Below are 20784 nucleotides of genomic sequence, written 5' to 3'. Positions count from 1 at the left end.
TTTTACAGTTTAGCTATGGTATCTAATTGAGACATCACTTCCTAGTCTTTTTAGCATGAGTTTTTGATGCTGCACTATTTTGCCCATAATAAGCATTCTGACCATGCTTGCGATAATAATGCTTATCTAATAAATATTGGGGCAATTGACTATCTGCCCTAGTTAATTGCAAAGTGTGATAATCTTCTTGGGCTACAACTTCTAAAACCTTAGCATTATAAACTGCTTTTGCTGGATCTTCTCCCCAACAAAACGGCCCATGTTGACTAACTAGTGCTCCTGGTGTTGCTGCATAATTAAGACCACGCTCTTGAAAAGTTCTAACAATTGCCTTCCCAGTATTAACTTCATAATCTTCTGTAATCTCTGCCTCGGTTAAAGCATCCGCTGCTGGAATAGCATTATAAAAGGTATCGGCATGAGTCGTGTTCATCGCTGGAATATCCATTTTGGCAGCCGCAAACGAGACAGCCCAAGGTGAATGCGTGTGAACTATCCCACCAATTTTGGGAAATTCGTTATATAAAACCGTGTGCGTTGGTGTATCACTGGAAGGATTAAGTTCACCTTCAACAACCTCACCTTTTAAGTTCACCACTACCAAGTCGGCCGGCTTCAGCTCTTCGTATGCAACACCTGATGGTTTAATCACAAACAAGCCACTGGCACGATCAATTCCCGACACATTTCCCCAAGTAAAAGTCACTAAATCTAGTTTTGGCAATTGCATATTAGCTTGGTAAACTTCCTCTTTTAACTTTTCCAACATACTAATTTACCTCGTCTTCTAAAATATCTGCTTGATTCTCAAGCTTTAATGCCTTTTGATAGCGTTCAAGATAGCTGTTAGCACCTTTAACTCCGTCTGCTTCTGGACTCAAAGTCATTGTTTCCGAATTAATAAATACTTCACTATCAAGAAAATCTGCTAAATTTTTAGTCGTAGTAGACTCACTATATTGAGCTAAAACTGCCATTCCCCACGGTCCACCTACACTGGCATTGACCATGACAGAAATCGGCAAATCTAAAACATTAGCTAAAGTTTGTTGACCGACAACAGGTGTCTTAAATAATCCTCCTTGAGCAATCATGACATCAGTTTTAACATTTTCTTCTTTAGTTAGAACGTCCATTCCTATCTTTAATGGCGCATAGGCCGAATAAAGTTGGGCTAGCATGAAATTGCCTAAATTAAAATGGCTGTTAGGCGTTCTGACTAGCATTGGTCGACCCTCAGCAGTTTTAGTTACCGGTTCCCCAGAAAAATAGCCATAATTAACGATCTTGCCAGCGTCTGGATCCGACTTAGTCGTTGCCAAAAATAACGTACTGTAGAGTTCTTCTGGACTGAGATTTTTGCCCAGTCGCTCAGCAAATTCCTTAAAAATATCTGACCAGGCATTAATATCAGACGAACAATTATTAACATGAACCATTGCCACAGGTAACCCGGCTGGTGTAGCTACTACATCAATATCTTGATGAACTTTTTGCAAGGCTTGATCCAAAACAACCATTGAAAATTCTGACGTGCCCACAGAGATATTCCCAGTTCTAACTCGAACACTATTGGTACTAATCATCCCCGTACCAGCATCACCTTCAGGAGGTGCCATGATACTACCTGGCTCAAGAGTCCCAGTAGGATCCAATAATTTTGCACCTTTAGCTGTTAAGTGCCCAGCTACCTGACCTGCAGTTAACACTTCTGGTAAGATGTCTTCAATTTGCCACGAATATTTTTTAACTGCTGGCAAAAGGTTAAATTGCTCAATTTTCTCACTATCGAAATGAGCACTTGCATCCACTGGAAACATTCCAGAGGCATCACCAACTCCAATATTTTTTTCACCAGATAGTTGCCAATGAACATACCCCGCTAATGTCGTCATATATGCGATATCTTTGACATGCTCTTCATCTTGTAAGATTGCGTGATATAAATGTGCTACACTCCAACGAAGTGGTATGTTGAAATTAAATAGTTCGGTTAGTTCAGCTGCTGCATCGGCCGTAGTCGTATTACGCCACGTTCTAAATGGAACAAGTAGCTGATCATCTTGATCAAAGACAAGATAACCATGCATCATTGCACTAATTCCTATTGCGCCAATCTTTTTCAGCTTAACATGGTACTTACCATTAACATCTGCAGCTAGTTGCGCATAACTTTGCCTTAATCCAGTCCAAATCTCATCATCGGTATAGCTCCATATACCATCCTTTAAACTGTTTTCCCATTGAAATGTTCCCGTTGCAATTGGCTTAAAGCTATCATCAATTAATACAGCTTTAATCTGAGTCGACCCAAATTCAATTCCTAAAGCCGTTTTACCTGACTGAATTAATTCAGCCGTTTCTGTGATATTCACTAGACCACCTCTATAACTCAAAACTCACTTATTGTGATTTGTTCCTGCTTCTTCAATTTCTTCTAAAGTATGACCCTTAGTTTCTGGCACGAAGAATTTAACAAACAAAACTCCTAAAATACAGATAACGCCAAAAATGCCAAAAACCATTTCTTGTGACATAGAAGCTGTCATCATTGGAAACAATAATCCTACTGCCCAAGAACCAACCCAGTTAAGTGATGATGCTAGACCAGAAGCACGTCCACGGATCGCTAACGGGAATATTTCTCCAACTAATACCCAAGTTAATGGCGCCCATGTAAACGAATAGAATGCAACATAGATACATAAAAAGACTACGATCATTATTGGGTTAGCATGTGGATTAATAATATTAATTACAGATGGCAATAAGAAGGAAAGTCCCATTACTGTGCCACCTAAGATTAATAGCGTACGCCGATTAAACTTTTCAGCAATAGCAATGTAAACTAGAGAGCCAGTCACTAGAATTATTCCTTGAATAATCGGCCACATTAAAGCAGAACTCGCCTTACTACCAGTAGCCTTTTCAACAATTAATGGAATATAGTAAAATATCGCATTAGCGCCTTGGAATTGTTGGAAAGCTGCTACACCGACACCAGCTATCACTAAGTAACGATACTTGCTACTAAATAACGAACCCCAAGTGGTTTTTTCAGATGCTGAATTTTCTTGCTCAGCTGCTAGCTTGATTTCATTTATTTCTGTTGAAATTTCTTCATCATTTTTTCTGATATATGACAGAACTTGACGAGCTTGTGCCTCCTTACCATGTTTAATTAAAAATCGTGGTGACTCTGGTAAACGCAGAACTCCTAAAAATAAGATAACTGCTGGAACTGCAGCCAGACCCAACATCAAACGCCAATTCCAAGGTTCCGGCAATCCCTTTAATAAAAAATCCATAATATATGACAAAAGCATTCCAGAAGTTATCATCGTTTGATTCAAACCAGACAAACTTCCACGAGCATTAGCAGGGGCCATCTCTGACATATAAGCTGGAACTAGTGCTGATGCTGCACCTACTGCTAAACCTAATAAAACTCTGATAATTATTAAATAAGTTGAACCATTATTTGGTGATAACATCGACATAATAGAGAATAAGGCAAAGATAACTGCTGAAATTAAAATCATTTTTCTTCTACCCAATTTATCAGACAATTGACCAGCTACAGATCCACCAAAAATTGCACCAAACATAACTGCAGACGTAATCCAACCAACGGTTGTGGCATTAGTCAGATTCCAATCATTTTGTAAGAAAGGCAATGCACCAGTCATCACTCCTATATCATAACCAAATAAAATCCCACCAAAAGAGCCAAAAAAGTAAACATAGTTACTAGATATTTTCTTATTTTTTTGTTCGACCAAAACTATCCTCCTACTACAAAGTTTTGTTTTTTTGTAATCGATTTCATAGTACATTTATTCATCATGATTTACAATAGCAGCAAAAATTCATTCGAATGATTTTTGCAAAAATAAATATTTTAAATTCTTTTAAAACCTGTATTTTATTAAACTTAAAAATTTTATTTATTTTTTTAGAGTATTTACTTAACCAATTTTTCAATCACATATGTGCTATAATTATTGGTAATATAGGTTATTTAATCTATTAAAAGCGACAAAACAAAAGATTCAAACCTAATCAAGTTATTCATAAAAATATAATCGAATAAATTTTGAAAGAAAACTAAATGAAAAGCGACTATCTCATAATCAAAGAAAAAATAAAAAAAGAAATAACTTTTGGCAACTTCAAAGTTAATCAAAAGCTCCCAACAGAAAATGAATTAATGTCACGCTTTGACATGTCACGCTATGCGGTTCGCAAGGCTCTAACTGAACTACAAAACGAACATTTAATTTACAAAGTTCAGGGTAGCGGGATGTTTATTCAAGATTGGAATAAAAAATGGCAGGTTAACCCAGAAAGCAAAACTATTGGGTTTATCTGCACACACATTGCTGATTATATTTTTCCAAAAATCATTTCTCAAATCGATGCAGAGATTGGTGAACAAGAATACTCACTCTTGTTAGCCAATACTCATAATCATCCTGAAAAAGAACGTGAAAGCTTAATTAAATTGCTTGATTCACAAGTTGCTGGTCTAATTATCGAGCCTAGCGAAAGCGCAAAACCTAGTCCCAATCTTGATATCTATCAGCGAATCGCCAAAAGCAAAATTCCATTACTTTTTATTAACGCTGAATATTCCGGCTTGAAATTTCCATCAATTACTAATGATGATCGCTCTGCTGAAAAGAAACTAATTAAATATCTGCTTGATTTAGGCCATCGGTATATTTTGGGTATTTTTCAAGTTGATGATCTCCAAGGAGTTCATCGTATGGAGGGTTTTGCTCAAGCATATCAAGAAAGTAATGTTAATTTATCTAATAGTAATATTATCATGTATAGTTCACATGACTCCTTTCAAACTATTAGCAAGAAAATTGATTTGTATCTGAAAAGTACTGATTCTTTACCAACCGCTATTGCCTGTTATAACGATAGCTTGGCCGTTCAAGTACTTGATATGCTAAGAAAAAGAAAAATTAATGTTCCTCATAATGTCTCATTAGTCGGTTTCGACGATTTTGATTCTGCGGCTTATTTAACGCCAAGCATAACTACCATGAATTACGAACGCACTACCGTTGGGAAAGAAGCTGGCCGTGGAATTTTGAAATTGATTCAAGGACAAAAGTTTAATTCAATCGTTCATCAGCCAAAAATGAAAATCCGTACGTCCGTTGATGTACCAGTTAGATAATTTAAAAAGGCCACTAGAATATAGTGACCTTTTTATAGCTATTAATTTTTTATGCATATAAAATTTTAGAAATAAAATCCTTAGTTCTCTCATGCTGGGCATTTTCAAAAATTTCTTTAGGAGTATTTTCTTCTAATACCTGGCCTTCATCAACAAATAAAACTCGATCAGCTACTTGCTTGGCAAAACCCATTTCGTGAGTAACTACAACCATTGTCATACCTGCTTTAGCCAATCCCTTCATAACCTTTAGAACCTCTTCAACCATTTCCGGATCCAAAGCTGAAGTTGGTTCGTCGAATAGTAAAGCTTTCGGATGCATTGCAAGTGCACGGACAATTGCAATCCGTTGTTGCTGACCACCACTTAATGAGGTTGGATAACTATCTTTTTTATCAACAAGTCCTACCTGATTCAACAATTCAATAGCTTCCTTAGTAGCAGTTTCATTATCTTCATGTTTAACAGTTTTTGGGGCATGGATAATATTTTCCATAACAGTATAATGAGGAAACAGATTAAATTGTTGAAATACCATACCAATTTTTTCATGTGTTTGCCTGGTTACTTCAGCTTTTACCTTTCCTGACACAACCTCGCCATCAACTAAAATTTTTCCACTAGTAGGCTGTTCAAGTAAGTTCATCTGTCTAAGCATGGTACTCTTGCCAGATCCAGACGGCCCGATAATAACTACAACCTCACCATCATTAACTGTCAAGTTAACTCCTTTTAAGATTATATTATCACCATATTTCTTAACAACATTACGCAACTCGATCATTAACTTTCAGTTTCCTTTCAATAAATGACAAACCAACATTCAAAATCCATGTCATTAGTAAATATAGCAACGAGGCGATAATCATTGGTTGTAGTCCTAAAGCAGTTGAACCTCTCACGGTTTGCGCACTAAACATTAAATCAGAAATTCCCAATACAGATACCAAAGACGAATCTTTAATATTGCCAATAAGTTGATTGCCTAGTGCGGGTAAAATATTCTTAAACGCTTGTGGCAAGATTATATCAGTCATAACCCGTGACTTGGACATTCCTAAGCTCAGTGCAGCCTCTGTTTGTCCTTGTGGCAAAGACTCAATCCCCGAGCGAATAATTTCCGCAATATAAGCTGCTGAATAAAGAGTTAAGCTGATAACTCCCGTCATAAAATCTGGAATGTTGATTCCTAAAACCATGGGTAATCCAATATAAACAATATAAATTTGAACTAGTAAAGGCGTATCACGAATAAATCCGATATACATCTTAGCAATTACAGAAACCAGTTTTATTTGGGAACGTTTCATCAATGCAACAATGATTCCCAAGATTAAACCCAAAATAATTGAAATTACCGCCAGTTCGATAGTAACCTTTACCCCAGTAAGGAATAGCACCCAATACTTACTTAAAAATGAAAAACTTTGTAACATATTTTCACATCCACATATCTATTTCTTACTTAACTTTTTTGGCATAATCAATTACCCATTGGGCATATTCTGCCTTATTTTCAGTAACCACCTTATTAACTGTCTTTACAAGATCTGGACTGGCATTCTTTGGCATTGCAATTGCAGCACCAAGGCTTGAATCTTTATGTCTAAATGAAGTTATCTGTAATTTAGGATTCTTTCTTGCTAAAATCGTTGCTGTTGGCACATCGATCGAACAAGCATCTGCCTTACCATTATTAACTGCTAAAGCCAGATCAGTTACTTTGCTGAGCTTCTTATACTTTGCTTTAGGATAAAGCTTTTTAAGCATTTCCTCTTGAGTTGAATTATTTACAACAGCAATCGTGGCATTGGCAAAATTCTTTGTATTCTCATACTTTTTAGCTTCAGACTTACGAACAAGCAAAGTATTCGTACTACGGTAATATACCTTGCTAAACTTAGCTCCTTGTTTCCGTTCTGGCGTAGGACTCATTGCCGTAATCAACATATCAACTTTATTACCCTGTAAAGCTGGTAATAATCCATCAAAGTCCATCGTCTTTATCTTATATTTAACCCCTAATTCTTTGGCAACCTTTTTTATTAACGGAATATCAGCTCCCTGCACTACATTATCAGAATTTTGAAATTCGTACGGTGGATTTGAGTTAATCATTCCAATCGTTAACGTTCCTTTATCCTTAATTGAACTGACTGATGTTTCATTATTCTTTTTGCTGCAACCTGAAAGCATAACTAATGCCATTCCTAGAGTTACCATTACAATTAATAATTTTTTATAAAATTTATTTTTCATAATTTTATTCTCCTACTATTAATAATCTTATTTTTATCTAATTTATATAAAATTATAACCTTAAAATCACATTAAGTAAACAACTTTAAGCAATTTACATTCGCAATTTATCACTGTAATATCAATAAATACAGAAAATATTATTAATTTGTATTAAAAAATATATAACGGCTTATTTTTTGTAATATATATTTACACAAAAAAAGATTTAGCTTGAACTTTACATGTTCAAATTAAATCTTTTGAAGTTTCTTAATCTGATAATCCTAATTAAAATTTCTAAATATGGAATTCATACCGATTAGAATCAATATACTGTCTTCCTACATGAACAATATTGCCTTTTTCATCAACTACTGTTGCCTTTAACATTAACAATGGAAAGCCAAGTGATTTTTCCAAATACTTCGCCTCATTATAATTAGCTAAAGCAATTGAAATGACCACATCACTTGAAGATAACTTCTTTATCCCATATTTATTATGCAATACTTGATAAAGCGATAAAGTAAGATCTTCATTTCTAAGTTCTCCAAATTTCGGTAACGGAAAATAATTGCACTCAAGCATTACCGGATCGTCTTCAATCAAGTGTACACGTTCAATCATTAATGAACGCTCTGTTTCTAAAACATCCTTTAAATCATCAGGAGTGATTACCTCTTTAATCTCAATTGTTTTCGCACTTGGATTAAAGCCTTCCTTTTTTGCCGTTTTAGAGAAGCTTTCAACTCTAGAAGACTTAACAATTCTTCTAACTGTTTGCGGTTTACGAACAAAAGTTCCTACTCCTTGTACTTTTTCGACTAGACCATCTTTGACTAGTCCCTTAATTGCTTTTCTCAGAGTGACTCGGCTAACACCAAATTGTTCACACAATGCAAATTCATTTGGCAATTTACTATCAATCGGATATTCTCCAGAAATAATTTTCTGTCTGATTTTTTCCATTACTTGTGAATATAAAGATCCTGTTTTTGTCAATTTATTCTCACCTATCACTCAAAAATACAATTTTAGTGCCTTTTAGGACAAACTAAAGTAGTCAAATTCAATTATATTATTAAATATAATAAAAGAGAACTCTAAAAGCAACAGAGTTCTCTTTTACTTAGTTATATTTGAACCTACTAAATTAATAAGTTAACTTCCACATGTAGCGACGCTTAGTCAATGGGTGCTTTCTTGCAATGGCTAATTCCTCAGCATATACCCGCATTACACCTGTCAAAATCATTGGATTGAAGTAGTCAATGACATTTTCACTAGCAATCTCGTTTAGACCATAGTCTTTAGCATCGATATTAGTAATTTTAGCGTCAAATCTTTGCATGAAAGTCAATGCTCTAGCGTCAAGGTGACGTGTACTGCCATCGTTCATAAATAGTAAGTATGGTGCATCAGTTTCTGTTAGTTCAAATGGACCATGGAAATATTCACCAGTATTAATTGTAGGAGCAGCAATCCATTGCATTTCCATAAATAGGAATGAGGCAGTTGAATAGGCTGCACCAAAGGTAGCACCACTACTTAAAACGTAAATAGTTTTTTCATCCTTATATTTTTCAGCAAATTCTTTAGCTGCAGGACCAACAGATTTAACTGCATTTTCAATCAAATCTGGCATACCATCAAAGGCTTTAACTGCTTCATCGTAATAATCATATCCTTCAAATTCTTTAACAATTTCAATTGCCAAAGCTAAACAATATGACATCTTTTCTACTTTTTCGGCATAATTCTTGTGGAATCCATGAATAATCTTATATTGAGTTTCCTTAATAATTGGTGATTCTTCACTATTAGAAAGTGATACTACATGTGCACCTAATTCTCTGGCCTTCTTAGTTGCGGCTACTGATTCAGGGGTTGTACCACCCAATGATGCAGTAATAACTACAGTATGTTCACCAATACCTTTAGGTGTATCATAATTAAATTCATTTGCCGTATGAATTGATGTCAACAAGTTTTCACTTTCATGAGAGATAAAATAATAACCTGGATAAAGATCCGCCATTGAGGCACCACAACCTACAAAGAGAACCCGATCAATTTTGGGTTGATTCTTCTCTATATCCTTAACAATTGTTCTAACTTTTTCAAAATCCATAATTTAAAATCTCCTATAAATACTTAGTAATAAACTATTTAAAGATACCTAAAACACTTAATAAAATACCACCTAAAATACAAATCGCCATAATCCAACCAGTATTTACCTTCTTTTTAATTAGGTAAAACATTACCATCGTAAATGCTAATGGCAACATCTGTGGAAAAATCGAATCTAATGTCTTTTGCAATACAAAAGATTTGCCAAATTTAACAGGCGTTGTAATCCCAATCATGGTAGCAATCATTGCCCCAATGACCATTAATCCAATGACATTCATTAACGACATGATCCGATTAATTGTACCGTTACTAATTAACTTTTGAATATTCTTTTTTCCTTCAAGGTAGCCCCACTTGCCACCCCAATAAGTAACAAGGGCTGACGGAACAATTGAAATCAACATAGCTAGGATCGGACCAAAAATATTACCTTGGTGAGCCATATCGATACCCAATCCAAAGGCAACAATCTTAATCGTTCCTTGGAAAAGTGAGTCACCAATACCAGACAAAGGTCCCATTAATGAAGTTTTAACACCATTAATTGAATCCGGATCAAATGTATCTGGATTTGCGGCATATTCTTCTTCCATCGCAGAAGATAATCCCAAAACAAATGACGTTAACTGCGGGGTACAGTTAAAGAAAGCCATGTGGCGATGATATGCTTCTTTTTTCTTGTCCAATTTTTCAGGAGTTGCTGGCTCTTTACCATAGATTTCATCAATCGTTGGTGCCATTCCGTACATGAATCCCATATTCATTTGTGCTTCATAATTCCAAGAAGTTTGAATTGCCCATGACCGCCAGAAGAATTGCCAAAACTTATGACGCAATTTTTTATTAGTTTGTTTTTCTTCAGTCATAATTTCCTCCTATAATTCTTCTAAATCATCTAGATCATCGGCTTTTTCAGCCGTAGCAGCTTCTGGATTTGCCGAATTATCATTACCCATAAATTTGTTAAGAACGATTGCTAATAAAACTGCAAAGATAGCAACACCAATGACAGATAAGTTACCATAGGCTGCAATAAAGAATCCTATAAATAAGTAAACTGCATTTTTCTTAGTAATCATCGTTGACATCAGTAATGCAAACCCATATGCTGGCAAAATCTTACTTGCTAAGGTCAACCCATCTGTTAACCAAGCTGGAATCATATGGACAAGGCTAGTAACTATGTCAGTTCCCAGATAAATAGCAAAGAATACGGGAATAAAGTATAACAATCCATAAATAATTGGACCATAGACAATATGGTAATTCCTAGCTTTGCGAAATTTCCCCTGATCAATCGCTCTATTCACCAAACCATTAAATGAAGAAAACAACATTCTAACTACAATAGCTACTAATTGACCTAAAACTGCAACAGGTAATGCCACTGTTAGTGCCACTTGAGCTCTCGTATGTGACAAAATTGCAAATGCTGAAGCAACTACAGAACCTAAAACCCAATCTGGAGGAACTGCAGCACCAACTTGAACTACCCCCATCGTTACCAGCTGCAAAGTGGCTCCAACTAATAAACCTTTAGATACGTCTCCTAATGCTAATCCAACTAAAGTACTAACAACTAATGGCTGCTCAAAATTTTCACGTCCAAGTAGCCTTGAATCAAACATTGCAAATACACCTATCAAGGCGACAACAAATGCTTTCCAGAACATAACAAATCCCTCCTTTTAGAGAATTTTATTTAAAAATTCCTTTCCAGATGATGGAACTTGCTGCATTACGATATCGATGCCTTGATCACACATTTTTTTAGTTAGATCAACTTCTTCTGGTGTTAAGAACACGGCATTACTGTAACGTTTCGCATTGGGACGATCTGGTATACCACCATAATTGATTTCATCTACATATCCATAAGACTCAATAAATTTAGCTAGCTCCGAAACTTGTGCAAAGATAAGCATAACGTTATCTTTAAGTGCCTTAATTTGTTCCATTTTAGCTATTGCTGCATCAACACTGAAAACATTCAATTTGATATCTTCTGGTTTAGCCAGTTTTAAAGACATCTTCTTAAAATCATCATTTGCGGTTGCTGTATCAATCACAATAATTCGTTCTATGCTAGCAAACTTTGACCATGAAAAGATTACCTGTCCATGAAGTAATCGATGATCGACCCTAATCAGCTTTATCATAATATATTCACCTCATCTTGAATTTTAGAATTTACTTTTGACTAATAAAGACTCCTTTCTCACCAATAAAAGTACTAGATAAGCCTTTTATCAAGCTTTTATTTTTGGAATCATTATTCGATACCCGTTAAAGATACCCCAATAAAATCTTTACTTTTTATGACGTATTAACACGTATACCATCATATTATTACAAAATATATAATTTGTAAACACTTTCTGTGATATTAATTAATTTTAGCGAAGCTTTATTAAAAATATCTTTATTATCTATAGGTTTCTTTCCACATATATCTACGTGTTTCAAAGCTTTCATTAGTTGCATAAGATAATTGGCGCATATAAACATTGTTAAGAATCGAAGAGAAAAGCGAGTGATTAAAATACGGCGAAATGCTTTCTTTCAAATCATCTAAACCAATTTCTTTACCATCTAAAACATATAATTTTTTACCACCAAATCTTTGCTCAAATTTAAGAGCTCGCTCATCCTCTGGTCTAGTTTTTCCAGTCGCTAATAATTGAAAAATTGATTTATTCTTATCAGTAACTTCAAACGGCCCGTTGAAATATTCATAACTATGAATGGTCGGTGAATTCAATTGCAACATTTCTTCTAGGTTACAAATCGAAAAGACATAAGCAGCACCCATTGTGGGGCCACTAGCGATTACATAGATAGTTTTTTCAGTTTTATTTAAATCAGCCCATTCTTTAGCAAGAGGAGTTGTATAGTCAACAGCTTTACGATACATCGGATCTAGAACATCAAAGGCTTGCATTGCATCAGCATAATCTTGATAACCTTCGACTTCGTTAACCAAGTTCATTGCTATATCTAATCCAATACTTGCATTTACGCGTTCTAATCTACTTTCATCAAGTGCCAAACTTTCATACTTGATCTTAAAATCTGCAACTTCTACCAACTCCGATTTATCAACATACAAAGCAATTGTAGTTGCGCCATGGTCACGAGCCACTTTAGCTGCTTCGACTGTTTCATACGTTCCACGCATTGAACACAAAACCACTAAAGTATTCTGATCAAGATTTTTAGGTGCTGCATAAATAAATTCACCACTCGTGAACATACTTGAAAAAACAGCTTGGGATTCCTGCTGCATAAAATAATTAGCACCGTAGAAGCCACCAAATGAGCCTCCAGCACCTACCCATAAAACTTGTTTTAATGTTCCTTTTGAATTAACTTTTGCAATAGCTGCTTTAACAGTTTGCTTAACTTCTTCTTGAATTTTCATATATTTCTCCTATTAAAACAAAACGTGTTAATACATCTATTATAATAAAGCGCTTTAATTATAAAGTAAAGAACTTTTTAAAAAAGATTCATATCTTTTACACAAAAAAGGCTCAATCCTTCTTACAAAGAATTGAGCCTTTTTGAATGCCAAATTTATAATTCGTCGATTTGATCTTCGATATTTAAAACTTCTAAAATATCTGTGGCACAATCAGCACCTTTGTTGCCACCCTTGCCACCTGCACGATCCGTTGCTTGAGCGACAGTATCTGTAGTTAACAAGCCAAACATCACTGGTACTGGACCGGTTGCTGAAGCAGCTGCTAGCTGACTGGTAGTGCCTTGGCAGACATAATCAAAGTGCGAGGTTTCACCGCGAATAACTGCACCTAAAGCAATTATCCCATCGACCTTACCGCTTTTGGCCAAGCAATTAACCGTTCTGGCCAATTCAAAAGCGCCAGGAACATGAATCACTGTAAGATTGTCATCTGATACTCCTGACTTTTTTAATTGTCCAACAGCTCCGCTAAGCAAGCGATCCGTTACAACACTATTAAACTGTGCAACGACTATACCAATTCTCTTATCTTGTCCTGCCGCAATATTACCTGTAATTTCTTTCATGTTAATCTACCTCATTCAAAATATGATTCATTTGATGTTTTTTAGTTGCTAAATATTTTTCATTTTCTTTAGTTAAACCAACTTCCATCGGTACCCGCTCGACCACTTTAATGCCATAGGCCTCTAGCTGAGCAACCTTATCAGGATTATTAGTCATGAGCCGGACTTCAGAAATTCCTTTTTGGCGCAAAATTTTGGCAGCTAAGTTATAGCGACGAGCATCAACCGGAAAACCAAGCTTTTGATTAGCCTCAACAGTATTTGCACCCTCATCTTGTAATTTGTAAGCACGCAATTTATTAGCTAAGCCAATACCGCGCCCCTCTTGGCGCAAATACAAAACAGCACCTGAACCATTAGCTTCAATCTTATCTAGCGATTCTGCTAATTGAGCACCACAATCACACCGTTTAGACCCAAAGACATCCCCAGTCAAACACTCACTATGCAGCCGCAATAATAATGGTTCATCTGGTTTAATATCACCCTTACTGATTAATAAAGTTGGTTCTTTTTCAGGTTGTTTCTCATTTTCAAAACCCTCAAGTTCAAAATGACCATGCTTAGTTGGAAAATCAACTTTGGTAATTGATTCAACCTTTAAGTCTTCATCTTCTTGACGCTTGCGATATTCAATTAATTCTTCAATAGTCAAGTACGGTAATCCCATACCTTCTGCTAAAGCCTTTAAGTCTTTGCGCCGAGCCATTGTACCGTCTTTTTTGATACATTCACAAATAAATCCAACTGGTGCTACTCCTGCAAGGCGAGCCAAATCCAGTGCTGCCTCGGTGTGACCAGTTCGTTCCAATACGCCGCCTTCTTTAGCAACTAATGGAAAAACATGGCCAGGATGATAAAAATCATCCCAAGTACTGTTGGGATCAGCTAATTTTTTAATTGTCTTAGCACGATCGTATGCAGAAATACCAGTAGTGGTCGTTGTAGCATCAACACTTAACGTAAAAGCTGTCCCAAATTCATCATTTGATCCAGTTTCAATTGGGCTAATATGCTGGCGATCGGCATATTCCTTACTCATTGGGACACATAACAAACCACGAGCTTTGGTAATCATGGTATTAACCATCTCAGGTGTTGCTTTTTCAGCTAGGCCAATCATATCGCCTTCAGATTCACGTTGTGGTGAATCAGCCACAATTACTAAACCACCATTTCTCATGTGATCAAGGATTTTACGCATTTTTTCATTTAATTGATCTGTCATTTTATTTCCTCACTATAACTTATTTGTTCCAAGCTTGACACTGTTTTACCACATAACGGCCAATCATATCCGTTTCAATATTGACATGGTCACCTAATTTGTAACCAGCTAAAGTCGTATTAGCAATGGTAAATGGAATCAGGCTCACACCAAATTCGGCATTTTGTGCCATGGTGACCGTTAAGCTTATACCATCAATCGCGATTGAGCCTTTTTCTACAATATATGAATCATATTGTTGTGGTACTTTAAATCGTAATTCAATCGAATTTTCTGTTTCAACTCTAGCAGTTAATTCTGCCGTGGTATCAACATGACCTGCCACAATATGACCATCTAAGGTTGCTCCTAAAGCCAGTGATGGCTCTAAGTTAACCACACTAGCTACTTGCAAATTGCCCAGGTTAGTTCGCTTCATCGTTTCTGGCATCACATCAACAGTAAACTCATCATTAGTCCAATCAGTTACGGTTAAACAAATTCCATTAACTGCAATGCTGGCACCAAGCGGCAAATTTTCTTGGGCTAATTTAGGAGCAGCAATTGCTAACTTAGCATGCTTTTCAGTTATTTCCAAACGAGTGATCTTACCCGTTGCTTGAATTATTCCGGTAAACATTGTTTTCTCCTTGCGCTAATGCGCACATCTTGCTCTAAGGTCTTTACATCAATTAGTTCATATTGTGATGAAGTCGCTCCCAACTCTTGTCCTACTGCGACTGGCAAAGCAGTCCCGCCTAAGACCTTAGGTGCTATATAAGCTATTATTTGATCGACTAAATCTGCTGCTATAAACTCTGCTTGAACCTGACTACCACCTTCAACTAACAGGGATTGAATCTCATATTTTGCAAGTAATTTAACAATTTTAGTTGGAGTCCATTTAGCTTGCGTAAAAATTTTAACTGCAACTGGCAGTTCTTTCTGCAATTCTTGTTCACTTAACAGCCAAATTTCACCTGGCTGATTAAATAATTCCTGAGTGAAGTCTATCCGATTAGCATCTTTAGTCAAGATTATTCTAATAGGTGGGATTGACAAACACTTAATTCTCACTGTTAGTTGTGGGTCATCAATTCTTAAAGTATTAGCACCTATTAAAATAGCTTGATTCTGACAACGTAATTTTTGGACATCGAGTTGGGCAGCATCGCCAGTTAACAAGGTTCGCTTATTACCCGCTGCATTAAGCTTACCATCAAGAGACATCGCATATTTGAGGGTAACTAGTGGCCTTTGTTGTTGATAAAAGAAGTTATAGGCCTCATTCAAATACTCCGTACCACCAATGACTTCAGTTGTGATGCCATGCTCTTGTAGAAACTTTATCCCTTTACCAGCAACTATTTTATGTGGATCAAGTTGTCCAATAACTACGCGTTTGATTCCTGCTTCAGCCACTTTTTCACAACAAGGTGGCTGCTTACCATAATGACTACAAGGTTCCAAAGTAACATAAAGTGTAGCACCATCAGCTAATTCGGGTTTAGCCAAGTGAGCCAATGCGTTAACTTCAGCGTGAACTTGCCCATACTGATGATGATACCCAGTAGCTAAGACTTGACCATCTTTAACAATAACTGCTCCCACTAAAGGATTCGTCCAAGTCATTGCCCGCGCCTTTAATGCTTCTTGGGCTGCAAGTTGCAGATAATCCTTATCCTGCATTAATTTCACTTCCTCAACAAAAAGCCTCGCTGATCTTAATCAACGAGGTCTTCATAATCAACTATCATTAGCTCTTAACCAAGCTTATTCTTGAATTGCAAGTTAAATACTAGTTTTTATTTTCTTCTCCCATCCAGACTTTAACTGTCGGTACCAGACTTGCACTAGTTCCACCACCATGATAGTGGGTCACGGACTTCAATTAAGCATTAATTGTTACCGTCGGTATGGAATTACACCTTACCCCGAAGAAATTCTTTAATTATCTTAAGCATAATATACAGATACCCCTACGTCAATAGAAAGCTAGTTAAATTCATTAATTAAAACTAATTTTATCCAAAATAAAAACGTGTGAGTCACAGGGCTACACACGTTTTATTGTAAGTAAACATAGCTATAAATTTAAATAATAATTTTTACCAAATTTGATTCTACAAACCAAGCAAATGGGCAAAAGCTGGAACTAATAAGTTATCAACCAATCCAGTTGCAACTACTGCTACTGCAGCCATCGCACCTTGTACAGAACCCATCTCTAGGGCGAAAGCTGAACCAACAGTATGTCCTGCAGCTCCTAAACCTAATCCAGTTCCCATCGGATCTGTATCAAGTTTAAACCACTTAACCATCTGCTTGCCTAGTGCATAAATCATTACGGCATTTAGAATACATGCCATTGCAGTAATTGATGCGTTACCGCCAATTGCTGTTGTCAGTGGCATGGCAATCGCAGTTGTTGCCGATTGACTAAGCATCGATCTAACACCAACTTCATTTAATCCTGCTGCCTTAGAAATAAAGGTAATCAAGATTAAGGAAACAAAAGTACTGATTACCAAGCTAGTTAAAATGATCCCCCAATTTTTCTTGATAACATCATTACGCTTGTATAAAGGAACAGCAAACGCAATTGTTGCTGGTGTAATAAACCAGAAGATGATATCTCCACCTGGTTTGTAGGCTTGAGTGTAGACCTGAGTTGTTGAAACATCAAATACTTTGCCTAAAACTACCAAAATGGCAATTCCTAAGACCATAGCAACAAACAGAGGTTGGAATAAGAAAAAACCATGTGACTTTTTGAAAAGCCACTGACCAATCAAAAAGATAAATAATGATAGGAATACACCAAATAAAGGATTACTTAAATAAGCCATCATTTACTGCCTCCAGTCTTAACATTATGAGCTACCGAATGATGTCCAGATGTGATTCTCTTTTTAAGCCAAACCAAGATTCGAGTTGTGTAGGCAGTTACCACCAATAAAATAATGGTTGCTAGCAACACTACCAAGACTAACTGAACACCTTGCGATTTCATGATATCCAAGTTAGCAGCCAAAGAGATTCCCGAAGGAACAAACATAAAACTAATCAACGAGATTAAGGCACTACCAAAGGAATCAACCCATTCAATTTTAACTACATGTGTTGTCAACAATACATAAAGCAAAACTAATCCAATTACAGGTGTTGGTACTGGGAATGACTTGGGCATCATTTCTGATATCAACTGTGATACAAATAAAATTGTGGCATAAACCAACATTTGAAACAGAATTGGCGCTGATTTAGTTTCTGGCTTTTTCTCTTTCATTACACTCATTTCCTTTCTCTAACTTATCTTTATTTCAATGATTAAGATATACCTAAAGTAAGAATCTGAAAGCGATTTTTTGTTTAAATGCAAAATTTAATGGCTTAACTACCCAATAGCAATGCCGAATTTCTATCCCATTCCAAGTTGCTTACTTAGATCGGCACGATAAGAACGACCCACCTGAACTTTTTCACCATTATCCATAACTAGCAACAACGTATGATTAAACCAAGGCTGTACTTCTTTTACTTCCTCAAGATTTACCAACGTATTTCGGTGAACTTGCATAAATTTAGGCTTAGGCAACCGCTGTTTTAGCCAAGACAAAGTTTTACGAGTTTGGTACTGCTTTTTGGCAGTCGAAACTGTCAAAACACCATCACTGATAGTTGCTGACACGATATCAGACAACTTGATCACGACATTACGATCATCTAGTTCAATCGTTAATAAATCATTAATTGAACTTGCAGCAGGTACTTCTTGCGATAAAACTTTCTTTACCTTAGTCAGAGCTTGGTCAATTCGCTCTTGTTCAAACGGTTTTAAAACATAGTCCAATGCGCCTACATCAAAGGCTTTGACCGCATATTCGTCATAAGCAGTAGAAAAGATAATAATTGGTGAATAATTTAATTGCTTAAGTTCGTTCGTTAATTCAAAGCCGTTTTCTTCATTAAGAGAAATATCTAAGAAGATTAAATCAATTTTATTTTTCAAAAGCTGACTCTGAGCTTCTTTTAAATCCTCTGCTTGATATATAGCCAATGATTCAGTTGCTAAAACAGCACTTTTTTCAATTAAATATTTTAGCTCAGTTCTGGCTAATGGCTCATCATCGACCAATAAAATATTCATTGTAAAAACCCCTTTCGTAAATTTCTCAGTTAGCTTTGTCTAACACTAAGACTGCTTGTGGACTTCATATTTAATAGGAATAACCGTTTTGAAAGTTGTTCCTGCTGGACTAGTGCTAATTTGCAATTGACTGCTAGTCCCATAGAGGCCCTGCAATCGCTTATTCAAATTATACAACGCAGTACCGCTGCCTTTAGACTCAGTGACTGGTTTTTTACCAAGTTTTTTTAAAATTGCTGGATCAATTCCGTTACCATTATCACTAACCCTAATGGATAATTGGTTATCATTAAGCTGCTTAAGTTCAACTGTAATCCAATTATCTGTTTTACGTCCCTTGAAGGCATGACGGACTGCATTTTCAACAAAAATTTGTAAACAAAATGATGGTAACAGAGTATTTTCGGGAACGCTAACCCGATAATCAAGAGTAAATTTATCAGGGAAACGGATTTTTTCAATACTCATATAAGCATTAACATGACGCTTTTCTTGAGCCAAAGTTACCTCTTTTTCTTGGCCGCTTTGTAAGCTTGACCTGAAGAAAACACTCAATTGCATTAGAGCTTGATGTGCCTTTTCAACATCAACTCGCATCAGTGCCCCAATGGTATTAATTGCATTAAAGAAAAAATGCGGATTAATTTGCACTTGCAAAGCCTTAATTTCTGCTTCATTAAGTAAACTAGTCTGTTCTTGAGCAATTCCAATTGCCATTTGACCTGAAAAAATCATCGCCAGACCACGTACTAAGTTTTCTTCAACCACCGTCATGTGCCTACCAGCACAAAAATAAAGTTTCAAAGCGCCAATCGTTTCATTATTAACTCGCAAAGGAAAAACAACTGCAGATTCTAACGGACAATCAACTTTAGGACAACCAATTTCTGCCTTAGAATAAGCCAGTTTTTCCTTACCTGTAGCAATCACCGTTTTAGACAAATCAGTTAATACTGGTTCGCCACTAATATGGTGATCCTCGCCAGCACCAACATGTGCTAACACATTTACGCGATCAGTTAATCCCACTGCATCAAAATTGGTATACTTCTTAATAATCTGACAAACATGGGTAGCAGAGTTCACATCTAGACCATTACGAAAATATGGCAGTGTCTTATTAGTTAATTCAAGCACATCTTTGGTCTGAACTGCCTTTAACTGTCGTTCATTAGACAGGTATGTCTTTAAAATCTCTATGAATAATGTCGAGCCAATCGTATTTAGCAAAACCATAGGCATAAAGATCAGCTTAATTAGTCCTAAGCCATGAAAGGCAAAAATGAAAGCCATCTGAATTAGTTCAGCCACAAATGCTAAAATAGCTACCCAAATAGTTGATGGATACAATTTACTGCCCTTAACTTTATCACCGCAGGCGCCAACAAAATAGCCAATTAATACTGAGCTAATAATATAAAAGTAATCTGAAAAACCGCCAAAGACCACCCGGTGCAGTCCACCAACTAAACCAACAAGCATCCCAACGTATGGTCCACCAGTTATCCCAGCTGTAGTAATCACCAAAATTCTAGTATTAGCTATCGAATCAGATTGCGGCAACCCTGTAATAATTAGTGGCGTAACTACTTCTTTTGAACTAGAAATTTCTACCCCCGTCAGGTTAGCCATAATAACGAACAAACTGAAAATAATAGTTAACCAAACTTGTGATTTTAACGTCCTTTTTTCAAGTAAATTACGAAAAAAATGCATATTGACCAGGATAAAGGCCAATAACATTATAATACCCAATCGTTCTGTCAATAACACAAATAAATTAAACATAAACTCATACCCACATTA

21 protein-coding genes and 1 riboswitch are annotated in these 20784 nt (G+C 36.2%); of the genes, 1 reads left to right on the top strand and 20 read right to left on the bottom strand.

What is annotated here, in order from left to right:
• Positions 1 to 34 precede the first annotated feature (34 nt).
• From OZX59_RS07535 to OZX59_RS07525, 3 genes are read right to left on the bottom strand one after another with little or no spacing between them, the layout of a single operon-like run.
• Positions 35 to 769 carry an L-ribulose-5-phosphate 4-epimerase gene (locus tag OZX59_RS07535; RefSeq protein ID WP_277125750.1) on the bottom strand — a complete coding sequence of 245 codons (735 nt, stop codon included), beginning with the start codon at positions 767 to 769 and terminating at the stop codon, positions 35 to 37.
• Position 770: 1 nt separating this feature from the next.
• Complete coding sequence (locus OZX59_RS07530) at positions 771 to 2375, bottom strand: FGGY-family carbohydrate kinase (protein ID WP_277125749.1); 1605 nt, start codon at positions 2373 to 2375, stop codon at positions 771 to 773.
• Between the two features lie 24 nt (positions 2376 to 2399).
• A complete protein-coding gene (locus tag OZX59_RS07525) occupies positions 2400 to 3788 on the bottom strand; it encodes a sugar porter family MFS transporter (protein ID WP_277127007.1) in 1389 nt (462 codons plus the stop codon).
• A 323-nt stretch (positions 3789 to 4111) separates the two neighbouring features.
• Here OZX59_RS07525 and OZX59_RS07520 point away from each other — a divergent pair, with 323 nt between their 5' ends.
• Positions 4112 to 5194 (top strand): GntR family transcriptional regulator, encoded by a 1083-nt coding sequence (locus tag OZX59_RS07520; protein WP_277125748.1) that lies wholly within the window; start codon positions 4112 to 4114, stop codon positions 5192 to 5194.
• A 49-nt stretch (positions 5195 to 5243) separates the two neighbouring features.
• Here OZX59_RS07520 and OZX59_RS07515 read toward each other — a convergent pair whose 3' ends face one another.
• From OZX59_RS07515 to OZX59_RS07435, 17 genes are all read right to left on the bottom strand, one after another.
• A complete protein-coding gene (locus OZX59_RS07515; RefSeq protein ID WP_277125747.1) occupies positions 5244 to 5978 on the bottom strand; it encodes an amino acid ABC transporter ATP-binding protein in 735 nt (244 codons plus the stop codon).
• On the bottom strand, positions 5962 to 6630 hold the full coding sequence (locus OZX59_RS07510; protein WP_277125746.1) for an amino acid ABC transporter permease: 669 nt from the start codon (positions 6628 to 6630) through the stop codon (positions 5962 to 5964). The genes OZX59_RS07515 and OZX59_RS07510 overlap by 17 nt, the downstream gene beginning before the upstream one ends.
• 25 nt (positions 6631 to 6655) lie before the next feature.
• Positions 6656 to 7453, bottom strand: coding sequence for a transporter substrate-binding domain-containing protein (locus tag OZX59_RS07505; protein ID WP_277125744.1), 798 nt, complete (start codon positions 7451 to 7453; stop codon positions 6656 to 6658).
• Between the two features lie 279 nt (positions 7454 to 7732).
• On the bottom strand, positions 7733 to 8437 hold the full coding sequence (locus OZX59_RS07500; RefSeq protein WP_277125743.1) for a GntR family transcriptional regulator: 705 nt from the start codon (positions 8435 to 8437) through the stop codon (positions 7733 to 7735).
• Between the two features lie 151 nt (positions 8438 to 8588).
• Positions 8589 to 9566 carry an SIS domain-containing protein gene (locus tag OZX59_RS07495; protein WP_277125742.1) on the bottom strand — a complete coding sequence of 326 codons (978 nt, stop codon included), beginning with the start codon at positions 9564 to 9566 and terminating at the stop codon, positions 8589 to 8591.
• A 34-nt stretch (positions 9567 to 9600) separates the two neighbouring features.
• Complete coding sequence (locus OZX59_RS07490; RefSeq protein ID WP_277125741.1) at positions 9601 to 10437, bottom strand: PTS system mannose/fructose/sorbose family transporter subunit IID; 837 nt, start codon at positions 10435 to 10437, stop codon at positions 9601 to 9603.
• Between the two features lie 9 nt (positions 10438 to 10446).
• Positions 10447 to 11244 carry a PTS sugar transporter subunit IIC gene (locus OZX59_RS07485; protein ID WP_277125740.1) on the bottom strand — a complete coding sequence of 266 codons (798 nt, stop codon included), beginning with the start codon at positions 11242 to 11244 and terminating at the stop codon, positions 10447 to 10449.
• A gap of 15 nt (positions 11245 to 11259) precedes the next feature.
• Positions 11260 to 11730 (bottom strand): PTS sugar transporter subunit IIB, encoded by a 471-nt coding sequence (locus tag OZX59_RS07480; RefSeq protein ID WP_277125739.1) that lies wholly within the window; start codon positions 11728 to 11730, stop codon positions 11260 to 11262.
• Positions 11731 to 11996: 266 nt separating this feature from the next.
• On the bottom strand, positions 11997 to 12992 hold the full coding sequence (locus tag OZX59_RS07475; protein WP_277125738.1) for a sugar isomerase: 996 nt from the start codon (positions 12990 to 12992) through the stop codon (positions 11997 to 11999).
• Between the two features lie 155 nt (positions 12993 to 13147).
• On the bottom strand, positions 13148 to 13621 hold the full coding sequence (gene ribH / locus OZX59_RS07470; protein ID WP_277125737.1) for a 6,7-dimethyl-8-ribityllumazine synthase: 474 nt from the start codon (positions 13619 to 13621) through the stop codon (positions 13148 to 13150).
• A 1-nt stretch (position 13622) separates the two neighbouring features.
• Complete coding sequence (gene ribA, locus OZX59_RS07465; protein ID WP_277125735.1) at positions 13623 to 14849, bottom strand: GTP cyclohydrolase II; 1227 nt, start codon at positions 14847 to 14849, stop codon at positions 13623 to 13625.
• Positions 14850 to 14868: 19 nt separating this feature from the next.
• The gene (locus OZX59_RS07460; protein ID WP_277125734.1) at positions 14869 to 15468 is read right to left on the bottom strand and encodes a riboflavin synthase; all 600 of its coding nucleotides are present in this window, start codon (positions 15466 to 15468) and stop codon (positions 14869 to 14871) included.
• Positions 15453 to 16517 (bottom strand): bifunctional diaminohydroxyphosphoribosylaminopyrimidine deaminase/5-amino-6-(5-phosphoribosylamino)uracil reductase RibD, encoded by a 1065-nt coding sequence (gene ribD / locus OZX59_RS07455; protein ID WP_277125732.1) that lies wholly within the window; start codon positions 16515 to 16517, stop codon positions 15453 to 15455. The genes OZX59_RS07460 and ribD overlap by 16 nt, the downstream gene beginning before the upstream one ends.
• Positions 16518 to 16634: 117 nt before the next feature.
• A riboswitch (FMN riboswitch) is annotated at positions 16635 to 16774 on the bottom strand.
• Positions 16775 to 16951: 177 nt separating this feature from the next.
• The gene (locus OZX59_RS07450; RefSeq protein ID WP_277127006.1) at positions 16952 to 17677 is read right to left on the bottom strand and encodes an LrgB family protein; all 726 of its coding nucleotides are present in this window, start codon (positions 17675 to 17677) and stop codon (positions 16952 to 16954) included.
• Positions 17677 to 18117 (bottom strand): CidA/LrgA family protein, encoded by a 441-nt coding sequence (locus OZX59_RS07445; RefSeq protein ID WP_277125731.1) that lies wholly within the window; start codon positions 18115 to 18117, stop codon positions 17677 to 17679. Before OZX59_RS07445 ends, OZX59_RS07450 begins: the two co-directional genes overlap by 1 nt.
• A gap of 132 nt (positions 18118 to 18249) precedes the next feature.
• Positions 18250 to 18978: a LytTR family transcriptional regulator DNA-binding domain-containing protein gene (locus OZX59_RS07440; protein ID WP_277125729.1), complete on the bottom strand. Its 729-nt coding sequence runs from the start codon at positions 18976 to 18978 to the stop codon at positions 18250 to 18252.
• Positions 18979 to 19023: 45 nt separating this feature from the next.
• The gene (locus tag OZX59_RS07435; RefSeq protein WP_277125727.1) at positions 19024 to 20766 is read right to left on the bottom strand and encodes a LytS/YhcK type 5TM receptor domain-containing protein; all 1743 of its coding nucleotides are present in this window, start codon (positions 20764 to 20766) and stop codon (positions 19024 to 19026) included.
• Positions 20767 to 20784 lie beyond the last annotated feature (18 nt).

Source organism: Lactobacillus sp. ESL0681, from assembly GCF_029392835.1.
In the GTDB taxonomy this organism is placed as follows: domain Bacteria; phylum Bacillota; class Bacilli; order Lactobacillales; family Lactobacillaceae; genus Lactobacillus.
The sequence above is the reverse complement of the archived record's forward strand: the minus strand, read 5'-3'. Positions and strand labels throughout refer to the sequence as shown.